Origin of the sequence: Dyadobacter alkalitolerans DSM 23607, from assembly GCF_000428845.1 — a bacterium.
Taxonomy (GTDB): Bacteria; Bacteroidota; Bacteroidia; order Cytophagales; family Spirosomataceae; genus Dyadobacter; species Dyadobacter alkalitolerans.
The window spans coordinates 325637-350112 of record NZ_AUAS01000005.1 but is presented as its reverse complement, the minus strand read 5'-3'; the positions used below and the strand labels follow the sequence as shown (position 1 = coordinate 350112).

Sequence of the window (24476 nt, the reverse complement as noted above, 5' to 3'; positions counted from 1 at the left end):
TTATGATAAACAATTCATCTTGTTTCAGATGAAAAAATATGGATACAAACTCAACTTAATAAATGGGATATTCGGAAATAACTACTCAAAAAAGCACCAATTCATTTGGGACATTCACTTCGCAACAAAGCGGGCGAATTTCATAAAAAGGTCGGGTAATGCCTCGTGCTGGCCGTGCAGGATCGTAAAATAGAAATAGCGCTCAATGTTCAGACCTTCCACATCCACAATGCGGCACTCCTTGCTTTGCAGTTCTTTCAGCACGGCATGAACGGATAGTAACGCCATGGAATCCGAATGCAGCATATATAGTTTCATGCTTTCGCTGCTGCCAAGCTGCATTTCAATGTTCAGCTCGGCAATGCTGACGCCAATCGTCTTTAGGGCATGGGCAATCACTTCTAATGTCCCCGAACCGGGTTCGCGCATAAGCAACGGGATGGTTTTGAGCTTTTCCGGTGAAACGGTGCCGGTCATGGCAGTCGGGTTTTTACTGGCGGCCACCAGAACAATTTCGTCCTTTAAAAACTCGATATACTTTATAGCAGCGTTTTTGGAAAAACCTTCAATTACGCCCAGGTCAATCTCTTTGTTTTGCAGGGCTTGCTCAATTTCTTCGGTATTTTTAATGGTAAGCGTTACCTGAATGTTGTGAAACTTCCTGTGAAAAGCGGCCAGGATAGGAGGAAGAATGTATTGCGCGGCCGTGGTGCTGGCGCCGAGCCGCAGCTTTCCGCCCTGGCGCTGTGCCAGGTTGTTGATCTCAAACTCAATGTTCCGGTAAATCTCAAAGATCTGTTCGCTATGGTGCAGGAGAATTTCGCCAGCCTGGGTAAGCTTCACACGCGAGCCGTTACGCTCAAAAAGCTTGGTATTCAGCTGATTTTCAAGCTCGTGAATGTGCTTTGTTACGGCTGGTTGTGTGATATAAAGCTCCGCAGCCGCTTTTGTAAAGTTGAGCCGGCGGGCAACCGTGTTAAAAACCTGTAACCGAAAATCGAAGACCATGCTGCAAGTTCGCTGTTATAATTGCAAATTCAAAAACAGCAAAAATGCCGCATTCAACGCATCCGTCGCACTGGAATGTTAACACTGTTTCGCTATTTTTAATGCAAAGGCAAAAAAAATAAACCCCGACGCTGGATCGGGGTTAAGGTCATCTTTTTAAGGTCTGCTTCTTCTCTTCGTCGTGTGGGGTGTTGCTGTGCCACCGCTTCTGATCGTTTTCTTATTGCGTTTTACTGAATAAGATGTTGTGGTGTCGGCATCGGGGCGACCGGTGCTGCTTCTTCCGTTGATCGTTCCGTTTGTGCTCACGGTTCCGTTGTCATTAAGGATAGGGCCGCTCTCGGCGTTGGACGAATCCTTGACGATTGCGGAGACATCGGATGTGTCTGTCGAAGAACTCAACCTCGAAGATTTTTTCTGAAATGTTCGCTCAGAGCGTTTTGATTCCGTTTTGTTATCCCGCGATTGCGAAAAAGCAATGGTTGGTGCAGCTAACACCGTCATAATCATTAATATTTTTAACCGTCTCATGCGCTTGGTCATTTGGGTTGCCAGTTTGTTTGATATTAAGTGAAGTATCAAATACCGTTCCAACCTGAGCGGATGTGAATAAAGCCCCTTTCTCAGGGCGCAGGTGATGGCCGAAATGGGACTTGTTTAGTGAAAAATCTCTATATTGACAGCTTTGAACCGTTAGTATAATGTAATGAATGGTCAACAACTTCAATCCAGAACTGTAAATGTTACCCGATATGTTACCCCGCTGCGGGAAGGCGGATCGCTGCCTGCTATTGCCGAGGCCGACGACGATTTTTTATATGTCCTGAAATTCCGCGGGGCCGGGCAAGGAACAAAAGCGCTGATTGCAGAGCTGATAGGAGGGGAAATTGCGCGACTGCTGGGCTTGAAAGTTCCTGAAATCGTTTTTGCCAATCTCGACGAGGCATTCGGAAGGACAGAGCCCGACGAAGAAATTCAGGATCTGCTTCGTGCCAGCACCGGGTTGAATCTGGCCATCCATTATCTATCCGGCGCCATTACTTATGATCCCGTGGTAACCGACGTGGAGTCACGGCTTGCATCCGCAATCGTATGGCTCGACAGCCTCATTACCAATGTGGACCGCACGGCCAGGAACACCAATATGCTCATGTGGCATAAAGAGTTATGGCTTATAGACCATGGCGCAGCATTGTATTTTCATCATTCGTGGGATAACTGGGAAGAGCAGGCTAAGCGGCCGTTTGCACAGGTGAAAGATCATGTGCTGCTTCGTTACGCTGCTGATATCGAATCTATTAATACCGAATTTAAGTCCATTTTAAATGTTGAAAAAATTGAGGCCGTTGTATCGCTGATTCCGGATGACTGGCTGCTGCGCGATGCGCCTTTTGAAACTGCCGAAGAACATCGGCAGGCTTATGTGAAATTTTTAGCGTCGCGGCTCTCCGTGTCGGATGTATTTGTTAAAGGAGCTAATGATGCAAGAGCAGCACTTATTTGAGTACGCCGTAATTCGCGTCGTGCCCAGGGTCGAGCGCGAAGAATTTGTGAATGTGGGTGTTATTTTATTTTGTCCGTCAAAGCGTTTTCTGGAATGCACCATTGAGCTGAATGCTGCCAAGTTGCGCGTGCTTTCCGAAAGCCTGGACCTCGATGAAGTAAGTGCCTACCTGAATGCATTGAAGTTGATTTGTTTGGGTAAAAAAGAAGGCGGCACCATTGCTGCGCTGCCGCCTGCATCACGTTTCCGTTGGCTTACCGCCACGCGAAGCACTGTTGTACAATCATCAAAAGTGCATCCTGGCTTTTGCCGGGAACCGGAAGTGAGTTTGGATAAATTGTTTGATCAAATGGTCAGGTAACTTAGCGCAGGTTCAGCTGCTGTTGGACTTCTTCCTTTTTTCTTCTTGATACTTCCACCTGCGATCCGTCGGAAAGGAGCACATACTGACTGTTGTGCGACACTTGCTTAATGTACCGGGAGTTAACGAGGTGTGATTTGTGTGTGCGGATGAAATTAAAGTCGGCCAGCATTTCGTCAAAGTGCTTTAAGGTTTTGCTGGAAACAAATGGTCTTTTACCAACCAGGTGGATGGACGTGTAATTTTTGTCTGCTTCGAGCCTCAGGATTTCGTCCAGCATAAAGAAGAAAACGCCTTCGCTGGAAGGGACGGCCAGACGAAAATCTTTAATTTCCTTCTTCTTAATGTTGTCCATCAGGTTGTCCAGAAGCATCTGACTGGGGCGGGCATTCTTCTCTTTCACTTTTTCAATATGCCGTTCAATGGCACATCTCAACTCTTCCACACATATGGGTTTTAACAAATAATCCAGCGCACTGAACCGGATCGCCTGGATGGCGTATTTATTGAATGCGGTTATAAAAACGATATCGAAGTCAGGATTTTTTCGGCCAGCCAACAATTCAAAGCCAAACTTTCCCGGCATCTCCACATCCAGGAATATGATTCCGGGCTTGAATGTTTTCATCACTTCCACTGCTTGATCCACCGATCGCGCTTGCCTGATGGTCATTTCCTCCGGGATCATTGTTTCCAGATAATTGGCAAGAATGTGACGAGCTTTAACTTCATCATCGATAATCAGCGCGTTTATCATAATGTCTTTAAATGTTGTAAAGGGTGATGTGGGACATTAAACTGATCGACGCTTAGCCAGGCATTTTCCCGGTGAGACCCGGTGATATCATGGAAACGCTGATCAGTTTTTAACCGGAAGTATAATTAAAAGAAAAGAAGAAGAATGTGCTTTTTCAACCATTAAAAGGCCGGTGAGATTTATTTAAAGGCTAAACGCAAAAAGGCCATATCACCCTGAGATGATATGGCCGTAAAGTCGAAATATTGGAAATTATTCCTCAGTAACAGGCTTTTGCATTTCGTTCATGTTATGCGCGACCATGCTGTCGGGCGTCACATTGCTTATACCCATTTGTAACTTATTTTTAAGCCCGGATATTACCTTATCCTTGCCTGCCATCAGTGCGTTGTAACCGTCCTTAGCCACGCCTGCGGGATCAGCTTTGGATTCTTCGTCCTGCACAGCTTTGCTGCTGTTCATGTCTGCCTTGTTGAAGAAATCGGTGTCGGTAACGCCTGGTAATAATGCAGTTACGATTATATCCGTTTCGCTCAATTCTTCACGCAGCCCCTGGCTGAATGACAACACAAATGCTTTCGTGCCGTGATAAACTGCTTGCCATGGGCCCGGGGTTTTACTGGCAATAGAGGCCAGGTTAAGTATTTTGCCGGAATTCACTGCAAGCATATCTTTCAGGAAAAGCTTGGTAAGGATCACCACAGCTGAAATGTTCAGCTCGATAATGTCCAGTTCGCGGTCCAGCTCATTGTCCTGGAATAATCCGTAAACTCCCTGACCGGCATCGTTAACCAGCACATCAATGGTAATTCCTTTGCTTTTCACTTCTTCGTAAACCGACAAGGTTTCCTCCCGGTTGAAAAAGTCCTTCGCAATTGTGATCACTTCCACACCATGCTGTCTGAATTCCTGCGCCTTCACTTCCAGCTGCTGCTCGTCCCGTGAAACGATCACCAGATTATACTGGTCTTTTGCAAACAGCAGGGCCAACTCGTAGCCTATGCCGCTTGTTGCGCCTGTGATCAGCGCATATTTTCCATTAGATGACATAATTATTTAGTTTATTGATGAAGATTAAAATTACAACCAGTCAAAACCCCGCACATATTTTAATACAATAATGCCCAGGGGAGGTAAAACAAGCGGTAGTGAGTGGATTTTTCCGTGTTTCGGAACAGGATAACTTTCCTGTTCTTCCCGGTTAACCACATCAGATCCGCCATATTTCAAGTCATCTGTATTAAAGATTTCCTGATAGTATCCAGGCTTCGAAACGCCGATCCGGTAGTTGCTCTTAACAATCGGCGTGAAGTTTCCGACAAAAATCAGATCGTCCTCTTCATTCTTTCCTTTCCGGATCCAGCTCATGATGCTGTTTACGCCATCCTGGTTATCGATCCATTCGAAACCCTCCTGTGAAAAATTATTTTCGTAAAGAGCCGGTTGCAATTTATAGAAACCATTGAGATCTTTTAACAAGAGCTGAATGCCTGTATGGGACGGATTGTTGTTTTCGTTCCAATCCAGGCTGAAATCGTGGCGCCATTCGTGCCGTTGCGCAAAATCCGCGCCCATGAAAAGCAGCTTCGCACCCGGATGTCCGAACATGTAGCCATAAAGCAAACGCAGGTTGGCAAACTGCTGCCAATGGTCGCCAGGCATTTTATTGATCATCGAATTTTTACCATAAACCACCTCATCGTGTGAAAGCGGCAAAGTAAATTTCTCAGAAAATGCATAATGCATGCTGAATGCAAGTTGCCCCTGATGATGGGAGCGGTAAATCGGGTCCAGTTGGAAGTAAGACAATGTATCGTGCATCCAGCCCATCATCCACTTCATGTCAAAGCCCAGGCCACCATTGTTTGTCGGGCTGGTAACGCCCGGCCAGGCGGTAGATTCTTCGGCAATGGTGAGAACATCGGGGAAATTGGTATGCAACGCATTGTTGAATTCTCTTAAAAAATCCAGCGCTTCCAGGTTCTCGCGTCCGCCATACTGGTTAGGGATCCATTCTCCTTCATTTCTGGAATAATCCAGGTAAAGCATAGATGCTACGGCATCAACCCGTAAACCATCGATATGGAATTTGTCCAGCCAGTAAATTGCATTTGAAATCAAGAATGCCTTCACTTCATTCCGTCCGTAGTTGAAGATAAAACTCTTCCAATCCGGATGAAAGCCCTTTTTAGGATCGGCATGCTCGTAAAGATGCGTTCCGTCGAAGTAGCCCAGCCCGTGCTCATCGGTTGGGAAGTGGGAAGGCACCCAGTCCAGGATCACACCGATGCCAGCCTGGTGCAGCGAGTCAACAAGGAACATGAAATCCTGAGGCGTTCCGAATCGGCTGCTGGGAGCGAAGTAACCAGTCAGCTGGTAACCCCACGATCCGTAGAACGGGTGTTCCATCACCGGCATAAATTCCACATGTGTGAAATTCATGTAATTGCAATATTCCGGTAACTCGGCTGCCAGCTCGCGGTAGGTCAGGAAACGGCCCTCTTCTTCATCCACTCTGCGCCATGAGCCAATATGCATTTCGTAAACTGAAATAGGTTGGCTGAGCGGAGGTGCGCCACGGCGTTTTTCCAGCCATTGTGCGTCATTCCATTGGTAATCAAGGTCCCATACCACGGTGGCAGTGTGGGGTGGTGTTTCCCAGTGAAATGCGTAAGGGTCTCCTTTTTCTACTTCGTAACCATTATTGGAGCGGATAAAATATTTGTAATATTCTCCGCGGCCAATTTCCGGCAAAAAGCCCTCCCAAATGCCGGAACCGTCCGTTCTGACATTTAAGGGATGTGATTCCCTGTTCCAGCCATTGAAATTTCCAACCACTGAAACCTGCTGCGCATTAGGTGCCCAAACGGCAAAATGCGTCCCTTTGACCCCGTCCCGTTCGATAATGTGGGAGCCAAGTTTATTATAAATATGATAATGTGTTCCGGACTTGAACAAGTCAATGTCAAATCCGGAAAGCATTGGCAATGCATCGCTGCGCTGATCTGTCATGGTCAAAATTTTAAGCTGTTACCTGAGGTTCGGATTTGTGCATGAGTGACTTTATGCCACTTAACGGCACCATCACCCATGTAGGCCTGTTATTGACCTCATAATTAAGTTCGTAAATGGCCTTCTGCAACAGGAATGTCTGCAACAGCACTTCCAGGTCCTCCTTTTTCTGCGGGATGATCGGGCTGTCCTTCACCGTTTCCAGATATGCTTTCATGAAAAACCCGCTCATGTAATGGTACCATTGTTCCACAAAAGGAAGCAGTTTCGTAATGTCTTCCTTACGCACCTGATTGTCCAGATGCAAACTGCCATAAGCCGCATAATGGAACGAACGCAACATGCCCGCAACGTCTCTCAATGCGGAGCGTTTCAGCCTTCTTTCACTGTAACTACGCGCAGGCTCACCCTCAAAATCGAGGATAATGAAGTCTTTTCCGGTGAACAAAACCTGGCCTAAGTGATAGTCGCCATGAATCCGGATTTTATCCGTGTCAATTTTGCGGCTATATACTTTTTTCAGTTCCGTCAGGATTTCGTCTTTCATTTGTAACACGTCCGCAGCTTCCTGCTGTGCTTCCGGAGTCAGTTTCTTGGTGTTGCGGTTCAGACTCTGGAATGCAACGCGGACAAGTGATTGCAGCGAAGAATAAACCGAGCGCTGATAATGCAGCGAAAATTCTTCTGGCTTGAAATCTGGATTATTTTTGCCTGATGCCAGCGCCAGGTGCATTTCTGCTGTTCTGGTTCCCAGGAGTGCAACCTGTTCTGCAACGGGAACATCCAGCAAGTCCTTTAATGCATCTGGAATGTCTTCGTAACCCACCGGGTTTGTCAATGTGCCCACAAGTTCTGTAGGCAGCTGTATTTCGCTGGTCGAAAGGATTTTTTCGTTGAAGCTATCCAGTCTGTCTAGCATGTTGGCCCAGGCGTCGGTGCTGTTGATAACCATTTCCTGCATCATACCCAGCACCATGCTGTCGTTCTTGTGTTTCCACTCCACTGCGCCTACAAATGCCGGGATATTTTTGAACTGCGCTTCATGCGTAAGGAAATGCGTGATTTCCATATCGGGATTGATCGCCCGGTCCACTTTTCTGTACAGTTTGAAGAAATACTTGCCGTCGAACGTGATGGAAGTATTGCTCTGCTCTCCTGAAAGCACACGCGGCTTAAATTTGTCGGTTTCCTTAATATGCGCAGCCAGATCTGCATTTCCTGTGAAATGTATCTCACTGTTTTTGGCTTTCAGCTTTACATTTTCCCCCATATTAACAAGCAGGGCCTGCTGCATTTCAAATCCGTAAATGGCGTCGAACAGCACGCCTTCCTCCTCACCACCGATCTTGATCCTGGCGATTACAGCTTGCGGACAGTCCTCCTTCACACGGTTCGAGAATTGTTCTTTGCCATATGCAACAGGAAGCTGATACATTTCAGGCAGATCGTTTTGATAAGCCATTTCGAGCAACAGAATGTAAGCAGGCGGATTTTGTCCCAGCGGGATTGTTGCCTGCGAAACAACCTTAATGCTGTCCAGACCTTTTCCTTTTCCACCAAACCACCTCATTTTCATCAGGTAAGAAGGCAGGAATTTGTTTTCCAGCTTTTCGAGAACCTCCGGTTTAAGCAAATCACTCCAGTCTTTCAATTCAAGCAGCGGAAGCTCCTCGTTCTGATCAATTTCCGGATGCGTTTTTTGCATTACAAAAGATTGGCAAGCATATGCCTCCAATGTGAAGAAATATGGGGTGTTATCCTTAACCGAAGGAAACTTGTTTTTACTATAAATCTCAACCGGCTGGAAACCTTTATATGCGTCCAGATCTAACTCCACGGGTTGCGGGAAGCGTGACAAGTTCGCAATCACCAGCATGGTTTCATCTTTGAAAGTCCTGGTAAAAGCCAGCACTTTTGAGTTCTCCGAGTTAAGAAACTTGATATCGCCGCGGCTGAATGCATCGTACTTCTTCCGGGTAGCGATGGCCCTTTTCATCCACCACAATAATGAGGATGAATTACGCTCCTGTAACTCCACATTCACCGATTCATAATGATATTGCGGATCCAGGATCAATGGTAAGTAAAGTCGTTGCGGATTGGCCTGTGAAAAGCCTGCATTACGGTCTGGGTTCCATTGCATAGGCGTTCTTACTCCATCGCGGTCGCCGAGATAGAAGTTATCACCCATACCAATTTCATCTCCATAGTAAATGATCGGTGTGCCCGGGAATGTGAAAAGCAGTGAGTTAAGCAGCTCGATCTTCTTCCGGCTGTTCTCCATCAAAGGAGCAAGTCTGTGCCTGATTCCCAGGTTGATTCTTGCCTTCGGATCTTTGACATATACTTTATACATATAGTCACGTTCCTCATCGGTCACCATTTCCAGCGTCAGCTCATCATGGTTCCGCAGGAATATTCCCCACTGGCAGTTTTCAGGAATTTCGGGTGTTTGGTCAAAAATGTCGGTGATAGGATAGCGGTCTTCCATTTGCAGCGACATGAACATGCGCGGCATGATTGGAAAGTGGTAGTTCATCTGACATTCATCACCGTCGCCAAAATACGCAGCAGAATCTTCCGGCCACATATTGGCTTCCGCCAACAGCAATGTGCCCGGATAGCGTTCGTCCACATATGCTCTCAGTTTTTTGAGATACTCATGCGTTTCCGGAAGGTTTTCACAGTTTGTTCCATCCCGTTCAAACAGGTAAGGAACAGCGTCCAGACGGAAACCGTCCACACCCATTTCACACCAGAATTCAAGTATTTTCAGGATTTCTTCCTGTACCAGGGGACTGTCGTAGTTCAAATCCGGTTGGTGATGGAAGAAGCGGTGCCAGTAATATTGTTCTGCTTCGCTATCCCAGGTCCAGTTTGATTTTTCGTAATCCTGGAAAATGATCCGGGCATCCTTGAATTGCTTCGGATCGTCTGTCCAAACATAGAACTCGCGTTCCGGCGAACCTTTCGGCGCTTTTCTTGCACGCTGAAACCAGGGATGCTGATCAGAAGTGTGGTTGATAACCAACTCAGTAATCACCTTCAAGCCACGCTGATGCGCTTCTTTCAGGAAATCCTGGAACTCTGTCAGATCGCCATAAGATGGGTTGATCGAGTAATAGTCAGCAATATCGTAACCATCGTCGCGGAGCGGTGATGGATAAAAAGGCAATAACCAGATGGCCGTTACGCCCAGGTCCTGCAAATAATCAAGTTGCTCCATAAGCCCCTTGAAATCTCCGATCCCGTCGCAGTTGCCGTCTTTAAATGCTTTAATGTGCAATTCATATATAATGGCATCTTTATACCAGTGCAGGTTCTTATCAAGTATTCCGTTTTTGTCTTCCATTATTTTATCCATTGAGCGTTTCAATTTTAAATATGTGTGCAGGCATTTCGTATGGGTTCAGTTGAACAAAGTTGTATTCACCCCGCCAGTAATATTTTTCACCGCTAAGCATATCGCTGACCAGGTAAGTCTGATCGGGATGAATGCCGAAGCGGTGTATAGGCACCTTGACGTGGGCGCCTTGCGTGTTGAAGACGTCCAGATTTACGGATATCAGCAATGCATTGTTCGATTCTTCATCCTGCTTAATATAGCTGATCACCATATCATTGGTGGTCTCCGCAAAGTCAATGTTCCAGGTGGATTGCAATGCCGGGTTTTCCTTGCGGATCCTGTTAACACGCGTTATGATCTCGCGCGTGCGGCTGTATTGTTTCCAGTCCCACTGTTTAATCTCGTATTTTTCATTGTCGGTATATTCTTCCTTTCCCGGATGCGGCTTGTTAACCCCATACTCATACACAGGTCCGTATAATCCGTAATTGGAGGATAATGTAGCAGCCAGAATCAGACGCATAATGTGTGCATTCTCGCCACCTTCCGCCAGATGATGCGGTAGAATGTCCGGTGTATTCGGCCAGAAATTTGGACGGAAATAATATTGTTGGTCGGTTTTGGTAAGTTCTTCCATATACTTTTCTATTTCCCATTTGCTATTGCGCCATGTGAAATAGGTGTATGACTGGTTAAAACCGATTTTTGCCAACCGTTCCATCACACGCGGCCTGGTGAATGCCTCAGCAAGGAAAATGATTTCGGGGTTTACTTTCCGCACTTCCCCGATCATCCATTCCCAGAATGCAAATGCTTTTGTATGTGGATTATCGATCCTGAAAACTTTAACGCCCTTACCGATCCAGAAGTCGATAACACTTTTCAACTCTTCCCAAAGGTTTTGCCAATCCTGTGTTTCGAAGTCGAAAGGCAGGATATCTTCATATCGTTTGGGCGGATTTTCGGCATACTGGACCGTTCCGTCCGGGCGCCATTTGAACCATTGGGGATGTTCTTTCACATAAGGATGATCAGGGGCACATTGATAAGCAATGTCCATAGCGACCTCGATGTCCAGGTTTTTTGCCTCCGAAACCAGCTCCACAAAATCTTCGATTGTGCCCAGCTCCGGATGGATCGCCTTGTGCCCGCCGAGCCGGTTACCGATTGCCCAGGGCGAACCCGGATCCGTTTCGGATGGTGTAAGTGAATTGTTTTTCCCTTTCCTTTTCATTTCACCTATGGGGTGAACCGGCGGGAAATAAAGCGTATCAAAACCCATCTTCGAAACCAGCGGCAACAAGTTGATTACGTCCTTGAATGTTCCATGGGTGTCCGGCAATGCAGAGGCGGATCTTGGGAAAAGCTCATACCAGCTGCTGAAAGCGGCTTTTTTGCGCTCCACTTCCAGTTTGTAAGTATGCTCATACACCGTAATCCGATCCGTATAACGGATCTTTTTCATGGCATTGGCCACTTCATCACTGACTGACAAATTTACCGCAGCTTCGGGGTTCTGGCCTGTTTTGAGCGCTTCGATCCAGTTTTTGAATGCAGGTTTGTCCTTTTCGTCAGCTAGTTGCATCGCTTCTTCAAGCAGTTCTGCGCCTATCAGTATTTCAACCGAAATGTCCTGGTTTGCATCGTATTTTTTGACCAGACCATTTTTCCATGTTGTAAAATGGTCAATCCAGCCAGTAAAACGATATTCGTAGAAACCCGTTTTCTCTGGTTTCCAGGTCGCTTCCCATTGATCGTTGATAATGTATTTCATGGGAACCTCGTCCCATACTGTTGCTGATTCGTGTTTGTAAATTACGCTTGCCGCTACCACGTCATGGCCATCCCCGATAATGTCAGCCGTCAGAACCACTTTTTCTCCTATGGCTCTTTTAGCAGGAAATCTGCCACTTTCAATCTGGGGAGTAACGTTGGAAATCACGACCCGCTTTCTGCCGTCCTGAATATGCATCGATCCGATTTTTAGTTTTCCGTTCCTGAATGCCTGTTGAATCAATCAAAACCATGCCTGGAGAAATGTCCAGAAGCTTATAATTGAGGTCAATAGCCGCTAATATTGTAGTTATTTTCTAGTTTCCGGTTTGGATTAATTTTTGTAATCGCGTAAATTTCAGCGACTTCTCAATTTATACCGCCACAAATTTATCAAATCAAGTTCCGGCCCGACGCAATCTGGCCGTCAATGCTGATTGTATTTGGTTATTTTTTTTTGAGTTTTACACGAATTAGTGTTTATAGCTTATTCAGATCCATAATTTTCTCAGCCGGACCGATGGAGTTTATTTTGATAGACGACAGTGCTTTTGACTTGTTTACGCAAGAAAAGCTGCTTTTAAAGAGTGGTCTTGCGCATGCCGTTAAAGCATTCAGTTCTGCCCAATCTGCCATGGATTTTCTCGAAAATCAAACAGAGCATTTTCCCGAAACCATCATTTTGCTCGACATTCAGATGCCGGGCCTGAACGGATTCGAGTTTACCAGGCAATATGCCCATCTTCCCGAAAACCTGAGACGCCGGATCAGGATCTACATGATTTCTTCAACCGTGGATACAGACGACATTGCCAGAGTCCGTTCCAATCCTTACGTGATGCATCTGCTTTCCAAACCGCTGGAAATTCCTGTTTTGAGGGCGCTGCTGGGGCAGTAAGTTGGGTTGATAGCCCGTAAGTAATTTGGGTGGCACAATATTTAATGCGGATGGAAAAATAACATTCAGCCATTATGAAGAATCCAACAGCTACTTATCGGTTACAATTTCATAAAGATTTTTCCTTTTCAGACTTCGAGAACCAGATATCTTATTTACAGAAACTGGGCGTCCGGACGATCTACGCTTCTCCTATTTTGGCTGCGACAAAAGGCAGCACGCACGGTTACGACGGCATCAGCCCCGAGATCGTTAACCCGGAAATAGGAACTATCGAGCAATTAAAAAAAATAAGCGAAACATTGAAGCAACTGGATATAGACTGGTTGCAGGACATTGTTCCCAATCACATGGCATTCCATTCGGAAAACGAATGGTTAATGGATGTGCTCGAAAAAGGGCAACAGTCGGAATTTGCTTCGTTTTTTGACATTGCCTGGAATAGCAAGTTATTTCAGGGTAAGTTAATGGTCCCTTTTCTGGGCGCTACGCTCGAAGAAGTGATTGAAAATGAGCAGCTAAAACTGGAATATGCCGGGAACAAGCTGGTTATCAATTACGAAGGGGCGACATTTCCTTTGAATATCCGTTCTTACATGAACCTGCTGGGCACAGATCAGGAGAATGCTCCTGAAACCATCCAGCAACTGGTCACCCAGCTGAACGAAATTCACGAGGCCGAAGATGCCAAAGTATTTTCGCAGCGTTGGAGCGAGTTTTTGCTTCAACTTTCTTCTCTGATGAAAAACGAAAAGATCAAAGGCTGGATCGATCAGGTCATAGCCTCGGTCAATGCGGATAAGGAAAAATTGACTGCGATGGCCAAAGGGCAGGAATACTTACTTTGCTTCTGGCAGGAAACCGATTCGAAAATTAATTTCCGGAGATTTTTTACTGTAAACGCCCTGATATGCCTTAATATGCAGCGGGATGACGTTTTTGAAAAATATCACCAATTTATCAAGCAACTTGTAGACGAAGGTATTTTCCAGGGCTTGCGTGTAGACCATATCGACGGACTTTACGACCCCGCGGGCTATATGGATAAGCTCCGGGAGCTGGCAGGTCAGGACACCTATCTTATTGTTGAAAAAATTCTTGAAAAAGATGAGTCCATGCCTGTGCAGTGGCCTATCCAGGGCACATCGGGCTATGAGTTTCTGGCCGATGTGAACAATGTTCTCACCAATGCCGGTGCGGAAGAGCTCTTCTCTGATTTTTACCACGAACTTACCGAAACGGATGACACCATCAGGGAGCAACTTTTAGAGAAAAAGTCAGGAATACTGAACAACCACATGGGCGGGGAGCTGGATAATCTTTACCAGCTGTTTACGGATCTTGAATTGGTTGATTTGCAGGAACTGGAAACTGTTGGTAAGGACAATGTTAAAGCAGCCATTGGCGAATTTCTGATCCAATGCCCTATTTACCGTTATTATGGTAAGGAAATGCCTTTGTCACAGACTGAAACCGAAGCAGTAAGGGCTGTTTTGACCGAGGTTAAGGAGCGTCATCCTGATCTGGCTGACGCGGCAGAAATGCTTGATGAGGCTATTTTGAAGAGAACGGTTGACAATGATGAAGCCTATAATGCCAAGGCGCTGGAATTTTATCAGCGCTGGATGCAGTTCACCGGGCCGCTGATGGCCAAAGGGGGAGAGGATACATTAATGTATACTTATAACCGCTTCATCGGACATAATGATGTGGGAGATTTTCCAGACCGCTTTGGAATGCCGGTAAAGGATTTCCATCACAAAATGCGGGTGCGCCGGAAGGAATGGCCATTATCAATGAACACCACTTCCACGCACGATACGAAGCGAGGTGAGGATGTAAGAGCAAGGCTTAATGTGCTCACCGACCTGCCCGAAGAGTGGATCGCAAAGGTCAATGAATGGCGGAAACTGAATGCGCCGTTGAGAAAGGCGGATGGACCAACGGATAATGACGAATATCTGATCTATCAGACATTGGTGGGGGCTTATCCAATGCCGGGTGAGGATGCAAGCGACTTTGCCGAACGGTTGGGTGATTATCTAAAAAAAGCACTTCGCGAAGCCAAAACAGATACAACCTGGGCTGAGCCAAACGAGGCCTATGAGAAAAGTACGGAGGAATTTGCGCTTGCACTGCTCGATCCGCAGTCACAGTTCTTTCAGGATTTCCAGGAGTATTTAAAAACGATTACCGATGCAGGAATCGTGAATTCCTTATCGCAGGTGCTGCTGAAATTTACATGTCCGGGTATTCCGGATGTTTACCAGGGAACCGAACTCTGGGATTTGAGTCTTGTGGATCCTGACAATCGCAGGCCGTTTGACTATGAAATCCGCAAAACCTGGTTGAAGGATTTTGAGGATTATGATACCGAAAGACTGCTGGAAAAGCTGTGGGAAACGAGGAATTCGGGGCAGATCAAACTATGGCTTACGCACCAGCTTTACAATCTTAGGAAAACCAATCCTGTCCTTTTTTCAGAAGGGGAATATGTGCCGCTGAAAATCCGCGGTGCCTATAAAGAGCATATTTTGGCTTTTGCCCGGAAACATAAAAAAGAATTCCTGGTCGTAGCCATTCCGCTGCACAGTGCAATGCTATGCAAAGAGCAGGGAAAGGCATTTTTTGACCTCGACTGGAAGGATACTTCCATTGTACTGCCGGATAATATGGAAGCCGCCTGGACCGAAATGCTAACCGGAAAGGAAGCCAACTATGAAGGGAAACTAACCCCAGCAGAAATATTCAATGGTCTGCCTATCGCGGTTTTGAAAGGAAAAAAACCTGATAATGAGCGCAAGGCAGGTGTTTTGCTACACATTACTTCCCTTGCTTCCCCATTCGGAATTGGAGACCTTGGTTCTGAGGCTTATGCATTCGCCGATTTTCTGGCGAAAAGCGGACAGAAGTTATGGCAGATTTTGCCTCTTAATCCGGTTGAAGCAGCGCAATCCAATTCGCCATACAGCGCACTTTCCAGCCGTGCGGGAAATCCTTTACTGGTCAGCCCGGAAATGCTTGCTAACGAAGGACTTCTGGAATTGGATAGTCTGACTGAATTCGTGCTTCCGCAGAATGGCAGAGCCGATTACGAACAGGCGGGAAAATTAAAACATGATTTCTTATCAAAAGCTTATGAGAAATTCCTGTCGCTGGATATTGCTGAGGCGAAGGAAGCATTTCATGCTTTTTGTGGAAAAAATGAAGAGTGGCTGGAAGATTTTGCCATTTATATTGCCCTCAAACAAAAACACGATGGCAAGCCCTGGTATACGTGGCCGGAAGAATTCAGAAAGCGTGACGTTAATGCGCTGGCTGGAATTGACCGGGAGGAAATTGAATTTATCAAATGGCAGCAATACATTTTTGACAAGCAGTGGAAAGAGCTGAAATCTTACTGTAACGAACAGGATATCAAACTCTTGGGTGACATTCCATTCTATGTAAGCTATGATTCGGCGGATGTTTGGGCCAACCCTGAGCTTTTTTGCGTGGACGAAGAGGGTAAGATCACCGGCATTGCAGGCGTGCCGCCGGACGCGTTCTCAGATGACGGTCAGCTGTGGGGAATGCCTGTATTCAACTGGGGTGCGGTGAAAAAACAGGATTATAAATGGTGGGTGGACCGCCTGGCCAAAAACATTGAAATGTTTGACATTGTACGACTGGATCATTTCCGGGCATTTGCCGACTATTGGGAAGTTCCGGGTGATGAAAAAACAGCCGTAAATGGAGAATGGAAGCTAGGTCCTGATGAGGAATTTTTCAAAAAAATAGAATCGGCACTTGGCGATTTGCCTTTTGTTGCGGAGGATCTGGGAGAAATTAGTCCGGAGGTTTATAAGCTGCGAGACAAATTCAAGCTGCCGGGGATGAAAGTGCTGCAATTTGCTTTTGGTGAAAACATGGCGCAGTCGGATCACATTCCGCACAATTTCAATGCTAACTTTTATGCATATACCGGCACGCATGATAACAACACCACATTAGGCTGGTTTAAGGCGGCGAAGGACGATGACATCAAAGAGTTGATCGGGCAATACGTTGGCTATGAGGTGACAGAAGAAAACATTTGTGATGTATTGGCGCGCCTTACCTATTCCTCAGTGGCAAAAGCGGCCATACTGCCTTTGCAGGACGTGCTGCGCCTGGATGAGACGGCAATTATGAACATTCCCGGCTCCAACGAGAATAACTGGTCGTGGCGGCTTACACCAGGCCAGATCACAGACGAGCACCAGCAGTATCTGCTGAACCTTACAACCATGTATAACCGCGACTAGGTCTCAGGAAAATGATTGTGAATGTTGTGTTGTGGCTATATTTGTGAAATACAGCAACCCGGGTGTTTCTATGTATTTAAAAAAAGCCGTTTTCTTAATCCTTGTTGGGTTTTGTTTAAACATTTTCAGCAGCTGCAACAGCGGAGCGGACAGTCCTGCGGATGCAGCTGCATTGCTCACGGAGGTGCAGCAGTGGCAAATCGATGAGATCGCCGTCAATGACGCGGTTACTTTCAAAGACGGAAAAATGACCAAGCAATTTGGCGGGATTGATTTCGAGCGCTATATGGAAACGGTTGAGCTTCGTAAGGACGGCACATTTTCGGGTGTATTTAAGGGTGATGCAAAACCATTTATCCTGAAATGGAGGCAAACCGATAAAAACCTAACAGTAGGAGCCCGTGATGGAGCTGCAAAGGGTGGCGAATGGACCATTGATCCGAAAGATGTAAGCAATGAATTCTTTACCATGAAAACGCAGAGCACCGCTTACGATTACCCAAGAATGACCCGGATCTCATTAAAATTCAAAGCTGTAAAGTAGACCCCCACTTTTGAAACACATTTCTAAATGACAAACCAGGAAAAAGCATTCGCGCTTTTTGACGATTATAACCGTAAGGCCCCCGAACATCTGACGTATGACGGAACTGATTATCCGTCAGAATATTTTTATGCGCTGAAATTGCATGATTGGGTTACGAAACTTGACCCCGAAGCGAGCGAAAGCCTGTTACTGGCATCTCGCGCACAGCATATCGGGCGCTGGGAAATCGCACGCAGCAGTTATCCGGAGGGTAGGGTAGGCTATCTCAAATGGCGCACTGATTTGTCTAAGTTTCACGCCACAAAGGCAGCAGAAATAATGGAATCTGTCGGTTATGAGGATGAAACCATCCAGCGCGTGCAGCAGATCATCCGCAAGCAGCGCATCAAAGACGATGAGGAAGTGCAAACCATAGAGAATGCACTTTGCCTTGTTTTCCTGCAATTCCAATACGACGACCTGATCGCCAAAACGAGCGAAGAGAAAATGGTTAATATTTTACAGAAAACCTGGGCAAAAATGAGTGATCAGGGAAGAAACGTGGCGCTTTCTCTCCAGTATAGCGATGAAGGAAAGCGCCTTATAGGCCTTGCATTAGGCGCCGCCTGATGCAAGGTCATAATTAATCCTGCCTGACAACCTCTTTCCCGGCGTCCAGTGCTTCCGCAGTTTTTACCAGTTGGATAAATTCCGCGCGATAGCCTTCCTCATCCTTTCCAAGGGCCGTTTTCGCACGGGTAATCACATCTTTATATGCAGCCTTCCCCTTAAATTCAGAGTTGCGCATTAACAAGCCAAACTCGGCGACTGCACTGGCAAACCGGAGATTTTCAGAACAGGAAGCAAAGGGTTTGGAACCACTTTTGACAGGCAGGTCGAACAGTGTGCTTACTTCCGAATCAGGCTTTTTGTAGCGGATCTTTAACGTTAGCATTTCATCCGTTTTGCCTATCTCCGAAGCATCCGTTTTCTGATATTTCAAAGGGTCATTTTTAGCCAGATATTGGCTTTCAGAGCCTTCTGGGACGATTTCATACAATGCTGTTACCGTGTGTCCCGAACCCATTTCGCCTGCGTCCTTTTTGTCGTCATGAAACTCCTCGTTTTTAAGCGCGCGATTTTCGTAGCCAATCAGCCGGTAAGCTTTTACATGCCTTGGATTAAATTCAATCTGGATTTTGACGTCCTTGGCAACGGTGAAAAGCGTCCCACCAAATTCCTGCACAAATTCTTTCCTGGCTTCCTGAATGTTATCAATGTAAGCGTAGTTTCCGTTGCCCTCATCAGCCAGTGTTTCAATGTGGCTGTCTTTATAATTTCCCATTCCAAATCCCATAATGCTTAGAAAAATGCCCTCTTTGCGTTTCTCTTCAATGAGGCGTTGCAATGCTGCTTCACTGGAAATGCCCACATTAAAATCGCCATCCGTTGCCAGGATAACCCGGTTATTGCCATTTTTCAAGAAGTTGTCTTTTGCAAGTTTGTAGGCGAGTTCAATGCCTTCGCCGCCAGCCGTTGATCCTCCCGCTTCAAGTCCGTCGAGCGCTTCCTTGATGGTCTTTTTCTCGCTTCCGGATGTAGGTTTCAAAATCTCACCGGCCGCGCCAGCATATACTACAATCGAAACTTTATCCTGCGGCCGCAGCTGGTCAACGAGTAACTTGAAAGCTTGTTTCAAAAGGGGAAGCTTGTTCTGGTCCGACATGGAACCGGACACATCGATAAGAAAAACGAGGTTAGACGCAGACAGCTCTTTCATGGGAATATGCTTCGCCTGCAAGCCAATATGCAGCAGTTTAAGACCCGGATTCCACGGCGACTCTGTCATTTCGGTCGAAACAGCGATCGGATGAGCTCCGGATGGCCCCACATAATCGTAATCAAAATAGTTGATCATTTCTTCGATCCGCACCGCGTCCGCAGGAGGCATCTGGCCCGAATTCAGGAACCGGCGTGTGTTACTGTATGAAGCCCTGTCCACATCAACCGAGAATGTGGTCACCGGCGTTTGCGATGCAATCTGGAAACCGTTTTCATTAACAGGATTGTAATTTTCTGTTTCCAGAGGCTGGTGGCGCTGGGCAGGCACTGCAAAGGTGGCCGTGCTCATTTCCATATTGGCAACAATGCCGGTAACCTTATGCTTAGGATAACGGGTTTTGGTCAGAACATCCGTCAAGTCCGTTTTGCCCGTTGCAAAGGTTACATTCACAACATTCGAAGTCCCTAATGTTACTTTTTTGGATGTATAGCCGGGCATTACGAACGTGAGCGAAACAGCATAAGCCGGAACCTGAATTTCATATCGTCCAAGAGAGTCGGTTTTGCTGTGAGCCAATGTTTTTTCAACCATAACCATGACATCTGCCAGTGGTATTCCGTTTTCGTTCGTTACAACTCCTGAGATCTTCCTGGTCTGGAGCATTGAAAATGCACTCAGGGCGGCAATGAGGAGCAATAAAATTTTGATTTTCATGGCTAATAGATTTTGTTTATCAGCTGGATGCACGCACCAGGACGATTCCATAAAAGGTTTCCTGTTTTTTTTATGGAATTTTAAAAAAGCTGCATCTAAGGGTTAACAAACGGAGGTCATTCTATTTTTTCGACTCATGTGAAGTTTTTAAAGATATTCAGAAAAGACATCGTAGCACCGCTTTCAGAAGCTCAGCAACTCGCTGCTTACCGCAGCTCGGGGGATGCTGGCTTATTGGGCAAGCTTTACGAGCCTTATATGGATATGGTTTTTGCATTGTGTTACAAGTATTTGCAGGACGAAGATGCAAGCAAGGATGCGGTTATGCAGATATTTGAAAAGCTTCTGTTTGAATTAAAAAGTCATGAAGTCGAACATTTCAAAAGCTGGCTTCACAGCGTATCCCGGAATTTTTGTCTGATGCAGCTGCGGGCTAGAAGGACATTTGTAACGGCAGATCAGTCTGATAGCGAGGATGTTGAATCCATATTTGTTTCTTATGAACAGGAGGAGCCACTTTTTGGGGAAAGGAAATTCGAGGCACTGGAAACGTGTCTGGGCACATTACCGGCCGCTCAGCGGCAGGCAATCCAGCTGTTTTATATAGAAGAAAAATGTTACAGGGAAATCAGTGAGGAAACTGGTTTCGAAGCCAGCAAGGTGAAGAGTTATATTCAAAATGGTAAGCGGAACCTGAAAATTTGCATTGAAAAAAATGAAAGCAAATAGGTCAGATACATCAGGATTCGAAGATTTTCGCCGCTATCAGAACGGCGAGATGTCCGCCCGTGAGCGGCATTTGCTGGAAAAGGAAATGCTTGAAAATCGCTTGCTTGCGGATGCCTATGAGGGATTTCTCTTGCTGCAAAATGATCAGATCGATTTAGCCAACATTAACAAAGAGCTCCGCGACAGGTTAGAAAACAGAACTTCTGCCAGCCGCAAAACGACAGTGCCGCTCTGGGCCTATGGCGCGGCTGCATCGCTGATCATTACACTGGGCGCCTGCTGGCTTGTATTTGTTTCAAACCCAAAACAAGAAACAATCCGCGAAATCAGTCAAAAGCCGGTGGGAAAGCCGATGGGAAAGCCGATGACCACACTCACTCCGGAAGCTCAACCGGCATTGTCCAATACACCCGAGGTTGCTGTTTCAGCTGCGAAACCCGCACCGAAGGCTGAGTCCAAACCGAGACGTGTCAAAGACCCGGAACCTGCTGTTGCTGAGGTTGAACATAGTTTTAATGAGGAAATCAGGATTGCAGAGCATTCGGATCAGGTGAGCGTTCCCGCATCGGCTTCGCCGGAGGGGCAGGCATTCAGCTATTCGGCCCGCGATCCGCTCATGTCACCTGCGGCTAATAGCCTGAGTGACAAGCGGAAGTATAAAAAGAGCGATAACGTTGTTCCCGAAACTGCATCCACGCTGCGAACGGCACCATCAGTAGCAACATTCAAATCAATTTATCCGGCGAAGGCCCGTCCGCTGATGGGCTGGGATGCCTACAATGCTTACCTGGACGAGCAAACCAGCGCCGCCCGGCGCAATGGTGAAGTGATCGTTAGTTTCAAGATAAATGCGGATGGCTCGTTAACCGACTTTACAGCCCGAGGGAAAAAACATTTACAACCTGAGGCTATTCGCATTATCAGCGGAGGGCCGCTATGGGTTCCTGCCAAACAAAATGATTCCGCCGTCAGCACTGCTGCAACGCTCCGGTTAGAGTTCAAAAAATAGGTAAAATTGCAAATTTGATTTGTAAATCCGTGGTCATATAGCGGTTACAAGCCTATCGTAGAACTACTTTGCGATATTTCCTAATTTAGAATCTTTATTTTTTGTGAATTCGATTGTAGTACTTAATTTTACTATCAGCATCATCACGCCCCTTCATACATCTACCCTTACAATAATTTCTGAAAATCGATTGATAACGCCAAAATTTGATGCTTTTATTATGATTTGATGCGCAGAAATAAGGGTCTCCTCATAATATTTCCGGATAGATTTTGCAATGGAGAGTATTATTATTAATTCTACGGAATAATTAGCTATTATTTTATAGGTTTAGGAGGCAACCACCCTATCCCAGGCGAAAGCCATAATCCAAAACACCTTAACAGGCCTTGATAATTTGAATAATTTGTACCCACCTATGAGCAGTAGAAGAAATCTTTTGATTTTAGATGACGAACCCAGTATTACCAAGATATTGGAGCATTTTTTAAAAAAGGACTTTAATGTTGTAATTAAAAATGACGGGTCCGAAGGGATGCTGTGGCTGGAAGAGGGAAATCAGGCCGATTTGATCATCGCGGACCTGCATATGCCGAATCTGAGCGGGAAAGAGTTTCTGAAGGTCGCGAAAGCCAGCAATTTATATGCCGATATCCCTGTGATCATCCTTTCCGGATCTGATGAAAGCAGCGAACGTATCCAGTGCCTCAACCTGGGTGCCGACGACTTTATGTTAAAGCCATTCAATCCCATGGAGGTTCATGCCAAGATCAACGCGATCCTCCGCCGAAGTAAACGCTACTCTTAATCAATAATATAATATGGAATTGGCAAGCACGTCCGAAGGAATGGTTGTTGAGTCAAAATCCTATGTTGCTTTGTTCCGGGTAATTTATCTGAACAAGGATCTGGAACAGTATCTGAAATTTTCCGAACAATATTCGGATACGCTGCAGGTTGAATATTTCGATTCAAAAGAGGGTGTTCTGCATGCCCTGGAAGAAAATTATCCTGCGGATATCATCCTCGCCCACAGCGAAAGCGGTGGCCTCGAACTGCTGGACACGATCCGGAACACGGCCGGTTTCGGCAACATTCCTTTTGTGCTGATGGTGGATAAGCTCAGCAGCGAGGCAATCGAAATGGCCCGCAAGCATCACGCCGACGACATTTTCTCTGTCCGGTTTGATGATGGCGACCTCATTACCCGCATCCGTTATTTCAAAAAACGGCAATGGTATGTGGCCAGCAAAGCTTCTCAAAAAATCAGCGCGGAAAACACACGCACACCATTGTGGAAAAGATCGATCGATGTTATTTCGACCGGTGGTGCGGTGCTCCTACTACTTCCCGTATTCCTGTTAATTGCACTTCTGATTCGTTTGGATTCAAAAGGCCCTGTTTTTTACAAATCAAAAAGAGTAGGGAGCGGCTACAAGATCTTTGACCTTTACAAATTCCGCACCATGCGTACCGATGCCGACCAGCTCATCAGGAAGATGGCTGCATTAAGTATGTACAATAAGGTCGCCGAGCCAGCTGCCAATCAGGTAGAAAGCAATGGGTTATGCGACGAATGCATAGCTGGTAATCAATGCAAAAGCTTGTTGTTCCATGATGGGAGAGAAATCTGTGAAAAGCTTTATCACTTCCAGAAAGATCAGAAAGCAGCATTTATGAAGTTCCAGAATGATCCGCGGATCACCCGTTTCGGACAGTTCCTGCGAAACAGCAGTCTGGATGAGCTTCCGCAGTTGATCAACATTCTGAAAGGCGATATGTCGCTGGTGGGTAACCGGCCGCTGCCGCTTTACGAAGCGGAAAAAATGACGACCGATGACAAAATCCTTCGCTTTGCCGGCCCGGCAGGTCTTACCGGCTTATGGCAGGTGACCAAGCGCGGAAAAGGAAAGGCGGACATGTCGGAAGAAGAAAGGACCCAGCTGGACATTACCTATGCCAAGGAATTTTCCTTTAAAATGGATATGCAGATTATCTTGAAAACATTCCCGGCCCTCTTGCAATCAGAAAACGTATAACCCTCCCTATCATAACATTATTGAAATTACTTTTACACGCTTATGTTAAATGGTCTTGATCCATTCATCGCTGGACGCGTCGTACTGCTTGATAACCCGCGCAGGGTTGCCCACAGCCACAGAGTAGGGAGGGATATTTTTAGTGACAACGGCCCCGGCGGCAATTACACAGTGTTTTCCTATCCTTACCCCGGCCGTGATAACGGTGTTGGCGCCGATCCAGCAATCGTCTTCAATCACAATCGGGGCTACGCTAACGCCTTGCTGGTGAATAGGTTGCTTAATGTCGGCATAGTTGTGGTTCAATCCGCTGGCGACAATGTTCTGCGCGAGGATCACATTGTTTCCAACCGTAATAGGGCCGATGATCACATTGCCCAGCCCAATCAGCGAGTTATTGCCGATCCTTACTTCTCCCACACCATTATTGATCGTCGTAAAGTCTTCAACCATAGAATTGTCTCCGATTGAGAAGGGATTGAATGGCAACACATCCATTCTTACCCAGCTCCTGATGATGACATTTTTGCCTTTTTGATGATAAAACCGGTTCAGTATCACTCTCACCCAAAGCCTTGGACGAGCCTGATTAGTAGGGATAAGAAGCCAGTGAAAGAACTTTTTTAGACGGGGGTTGCTCTTGATTCGGTCAGAAAAGGCCATTTGTTAAGGCAGGGGAAAGTAGAAGTAATTTTAGTCAAATGTATTTTTTATAACTACATAATCAAGCA

19 protein-coding genes are annotated in these 24476 nt (G+C 46.2%); 10 read left to right on the top strand and 9 right to left on the bottom strand.

Annotated elements, in window-relative coordinates; translation table 11 throughout:
* Positions 1–114: 114 nt before the first annotated feature.
* Both G395_RS0112620 and G395_RS0112615 read right to left on the bottom strand, forming a co-directional pair.
* Positions 115–1008, bottom strand: coding sequence for a LysR substrate-binding domain-containing protein (locus G395_RS0112620; protein WP_026630372.1), 894 nt, complete (start codon positions 1006–1008; stop codon positions 115–117).
* A 156-nt stretch (positions 1009–1164) separates the two neighbouring features.
* Positions 1165–1539: a hypothetical protein gene (locus tag G395_RS0112615; protein WP_026630371.1), complete on the bottom strand. Its 375-nt coding sequence runs from the start codon at positions 1537–1539 to the stop codon at positions 1165–1167.
* A 175-nt stretch (positions 1540–1714) separates the two neighbouring features.
* On the opposite strand from G395_RS0112615, the gene G395_RS0112610 reads away from it, so the two are divergent.
* The gene (locus tag G395_RS0112610) at positions 1715–2512 is read left to right on the top strand and encodes a HipA family kinase (protein ID WP_026630370.1); all 798 of its coding nucleotides are present in this window, start codon (positions 1715–1717) and stop codon (positions 2510–2512) included.
* On the top strand, positions 2487–2873 hold the full coding sequence (locus tag G395_RS0112605) for a DUF3037 domain-containing protein (RefSeq protein ID WP_310588875.1): 387 nt from the start codon (positions 2487–2489) through the stop codon (positions 2871–2873). The genes G395_RS0112610 and G395_RS0112605 overlap by 26 nt, the downstream gene beginning before the upstream one ends.
* Before the next feature lies 1 nt (position 2874).
* Here the strand turns inward: G395_RS0112605 and G395_RS0112600 are convergent, their stop codons facing one another.
* From G395_RS0112600 to G395_RS0112580, 5 genes are all read right to left on the bottom strand, one after another.
* Positions 2875–3630 carry a LytR/AlgR family response regulator transcription factor gene (locus G395_RS0112600; RefSeq protein ID WP_026630368.1) on the bottom strand — a complete coding sequence of 252 codons (756 nt, stop codon included), beginning with the start codon at positions 3628–3630 and terminating at the stop codon, positions 2875–2877.
* Positions 3631–3882: 252 nt separating this feature from the next.
* On the bottom strand, positions 3883–4680 hold the full coding sequence (locus tag G395_RS0112595) for an SDR family NAD(P)-dependent oxidoreductase (RefSeq protein ID WP_026630367.1): 798 nt from the start codon (positions 4678–4680) through the stop codon (positions 3883–3885).
* Positions 4681–4710: 30 nt separating this feature from the next.
* On the bottom strand, positions 4711–6642 hold the full coding sequence (gene glgB / locus G395_RS0112590; RefSeq protein WP_026630366.1) for a 1,4-alpha-glucan branching protein GlgB: 1932 nt from the start codon (positions 6640–6642) through the stop codon (positions 4711–4713).
* Positions 6643–6652: 10 nt separating this feature from the next.
* The gene (gene treS / locus G395_RS0112585; RefSeq protein WP_374754381.1) at positions 6653–10006 is read right to left on the bottom strand and encodes a maltose alpha-D-glucosyltransferase; all 3354 of its coding nucleotides are present in this window, start codon (positions 10004–10006) and stop codon (positions 6653–6655) included.
* Positions 9999–11960: an alpha-1,4-glucan--maltose-1-phosphate maltosyltransferase gene (locus tag G395_RS0112580; RefSeq protein ID WP_026630364.1), complete on the bottom strand. Its 1962-nt coding sequence runs from the start codon at positions 11958–11960 to the stop codon at positions 9999–10001. The genes treS and G395_RS0112580 overlap by 8 nt, the downstream gene beginning before the upstream one ends.
* Positions 11961–12281: 321 nt before the next feature.
* Here G395_RS0112580 and G395_RS0112575 point away from each other — a divergent pair, with 321 nt between their 5' ends.
* The 4 genes from G395_RS0112575 (at position 12282) to G395_RS0112560 (ending at position 18101) form a co-directional block, all read left to right on the top strand.
* Entirely contained in the window at positions 12282–12659 is a 378-nt protein-coding gene (locus G395_RS0112575; RefSeq protein ID WP_026630363.1) for a response regulator, read from the top strand.
* Between the two features lie 74 nt (positions 12660–12733).
* On the top strand, positions 12734–16945 hold the full coding sequence (gene treY / locus G395_RS0112570; protein ID WP_026630362.1) for a malto-oligosyltrehalose synthase: 4212 nt from the start codon (positions 12734–12736) through the stop codon (positions 16943–16945).
* Positions 16946–17015: 70 nt separating this feature from the next.
* Positions 17016–17489, top strand: a complete 474-nt coding sequence (locus tag G395_RS0112565; protein WP_026630361.1) for a hypothetical protein — start codon at positions 17016–17018, stop codon at positions 17487–17489.
* A 27-nt stretch (positions 17490–17516) separates the two neighbouring features.
* The gene (locus G395_RS0112560; RefSeq protein ID WP_026630360.1) at positions 17517–18101 is read left to right on the top strand and encodes a DUF4202 domain-containing protein; all 585 of its coding nucleotides are present in this window, start codon (positions 17517–17519) and stop codon (positions 18099–18101) included.
* Between the two features lie 13 nt (positions 18102–18114).
* On the opposite strand, the gene G395_RS0112555 is transcribed toward G395_RS0112560, so the two are convergent.
* Positions 18115–19968, bottom strand: coding sequence for a YfbK domain-containing protein (locus tag G395_RS0112555; RefSeq protein ID WP_026630359.1), 1854 nt, complete (start codon positions 19966–19968; stop codon positions 18115–18117).
* 138 nt (positions 19969–20106) lie between these two features.
* Between G395_RS0112555 and G395_RS0112550 the strand changes: the two genes are divergently transcribed.
* The 4 genes from G395_RS0112550 (at position 20107) to G395_RS0112535 (ending at position 23745) form a co-directional block, all read left to right on the top strand.
* A complete protein-coding gene (locus tag G395_RS0112550) occupies positions 20107–20697 on the top strand; it encodes an RNA polymerase sigma factor (RefSeq protein WP_026630358.1) in 591 nt (196 codons plus the stop codon).
* A complete protein-coding gene (locus tag G395_RS0112545) occupies positions 20684–21706 on the top strand; it encodes an energy transducer TonB (protein ID WP_026630357.1) in 1023 nt (340 codons plus the stop codon). The genes G395_RS0112550 and G395_RS0112545 overlap by 14 nt, the downstream gene beginning before the upstream one ends.
* Positions 21707–22124: 418 nt before the next feature.
* A complete protein-coding gene (locus G395_RS0112540) occupies positions 22125–22514 on the top strand; it encodes a response regulator transcription factor (RefSeq protein ID WP_026630356.1) in 390 nt (129 codons plus the stop codon).
* A 13-nt stretch (positions 22515–22527) separates the two neighbouring features.
* Positions 22528–23745 (top strand): sugar transferase, encoded by a 1218-nt coding sequence (locus G395_RS0112535; RefSeq protein ID WP_035361175.1) that lies wholly within the window; start codon positions 22528–22530, stop codon positions 23743–23745.
* Between the two features lie 45 nt (positions 23746–23790).
* Here G395_RS0112535 and G395_RS0112530 read toward each other — a convergent pair whose 3' ends face one another.
* Entirely contained in the window at positions 23791–24408 is a 618-nt protein-coding gene (locus G395_RS0112530) for an acyltransferase (protein ID WP_026630354.1), read from the bottom strand.
* Positions 24409–24476 lie beyond the last annotated feature (68 nt).

Coding starts and splice junctions, on each gene's coding strand:
- G395_RS0112620 (WP_026630372.1), bottom strand. CDS start 1,008: ATGGTCTTCGATTTTCGGTTACAGGTTTTTAACACGGTTGCCCGCCGG.
- G395_RS0112615 (WP_026630371.1), bottom strand. CDS start 1,539: ATGAGACGGTTAAAAATATTAATGATTATGACGGTGTTAGCTGCACCA.
- G395_RS0112610 (WP_026630370.1), top strand. CDS start 1,715: ATGAATGGTCAACAACTTCAATCCAGAACTGTAAATGTTACCCGATAT.
- G395_RS0112605 (WP_310588875.1), top strand. CDS start 2,487: ATGATGCAAGAGCAGCACTTATTTGAGTACGCCGTAATTCGCGTCGTG.
- G395_RS0112600 (WP_026630368.1), bottom strand. CDS start 3,630: ATGATAAACGCGCTGATTATCGATGATGAAGTTAAAGCTCGTCACATT.
- G395_RS0112595 (WP_026630367.1), bottom strand. CDS start 4,680: ATGTCATCTAATGGAAAATATGCGCTGATCACAGGCGCAACAAGCGGC.
- glgB (WP_026630366.1), bottom strand. CDS start 6,642: ATGACAGATCAGCGCAGCGATGCATTGCCAATGCTTTCCGGATTTGAC.
- treS (WP_374754381.1), bottom strand. CDS start 10,006: ATGGATAAAATAATGGAAGACAAAAACGGAATACTTGATAAGAACCTG.
- G395_RS0112580 (WP_026630364.1), bottom strand. CDS start 11,960: ATGCATATTCAGGACGGCAGAAAGCGGGTCGTGATTTCCAACGTTACT.
- G395_RS0112575 (WP_026630363.1), top strand. CDS start 12,282: ATGGAGTTTATTTTGATAGACGACAGTGCTTTTGACTTGTTTACGCAA.
- treY (WP_026630362.1), top strand. CDS start 12,734: ATGAAGAATCCAACAGCTACTTATCGGTTACAATTTCATAAAGATTTT.
- G395_RS0112565 (WP_026630361.1), top strand. CDS start 17,016: ATGTATTTAAAAAAAGCCGTTTTCTTAATCCTTGTTGGGTTTTGTTTA.
- G395_RS0112560 (WP_026630360.1), top strand. CDS start 17,517: ATGACAAACCAGGAAAAAGCATTCGCGCTTTTTGACGATTATAACCGT.
- G395_RS0112555 (WP_026630359.1), bottom strand. CDS start 19,968: ATGAAAATCAAAATTTTATTGCTCCTCATTGCCGCCCTGAGTGCATTT.
- G395_RS0112545 (WP_026630357.1), top strand. CDS start 20,684: ATGAAAGCAAATAGGTCAGATACATCAGGATTCGAAGATTTTCGCCGC.
- G395_RS0112540 (WP_026630356.1), top strand. CDS start 22,125: ATGAGCAGTAGAAGAAATCTTTTGATTTTAGATGACGAACCCAGTATT.
- G395_RS0112535 (WP_035361175.1), top strand. CDS start 22,528: ATGGAATTGGCAAGCACGTCCGAAGGAATGGTTGTTGAGTCAAAATCC.
- G395_RS0112530 (WP_026630354.1), bottom strand. CDS start 24,408: ATGGCCTTTTCTGACCGAATCAAGAGCAACCCCCGTCTAAAAAAGTTC.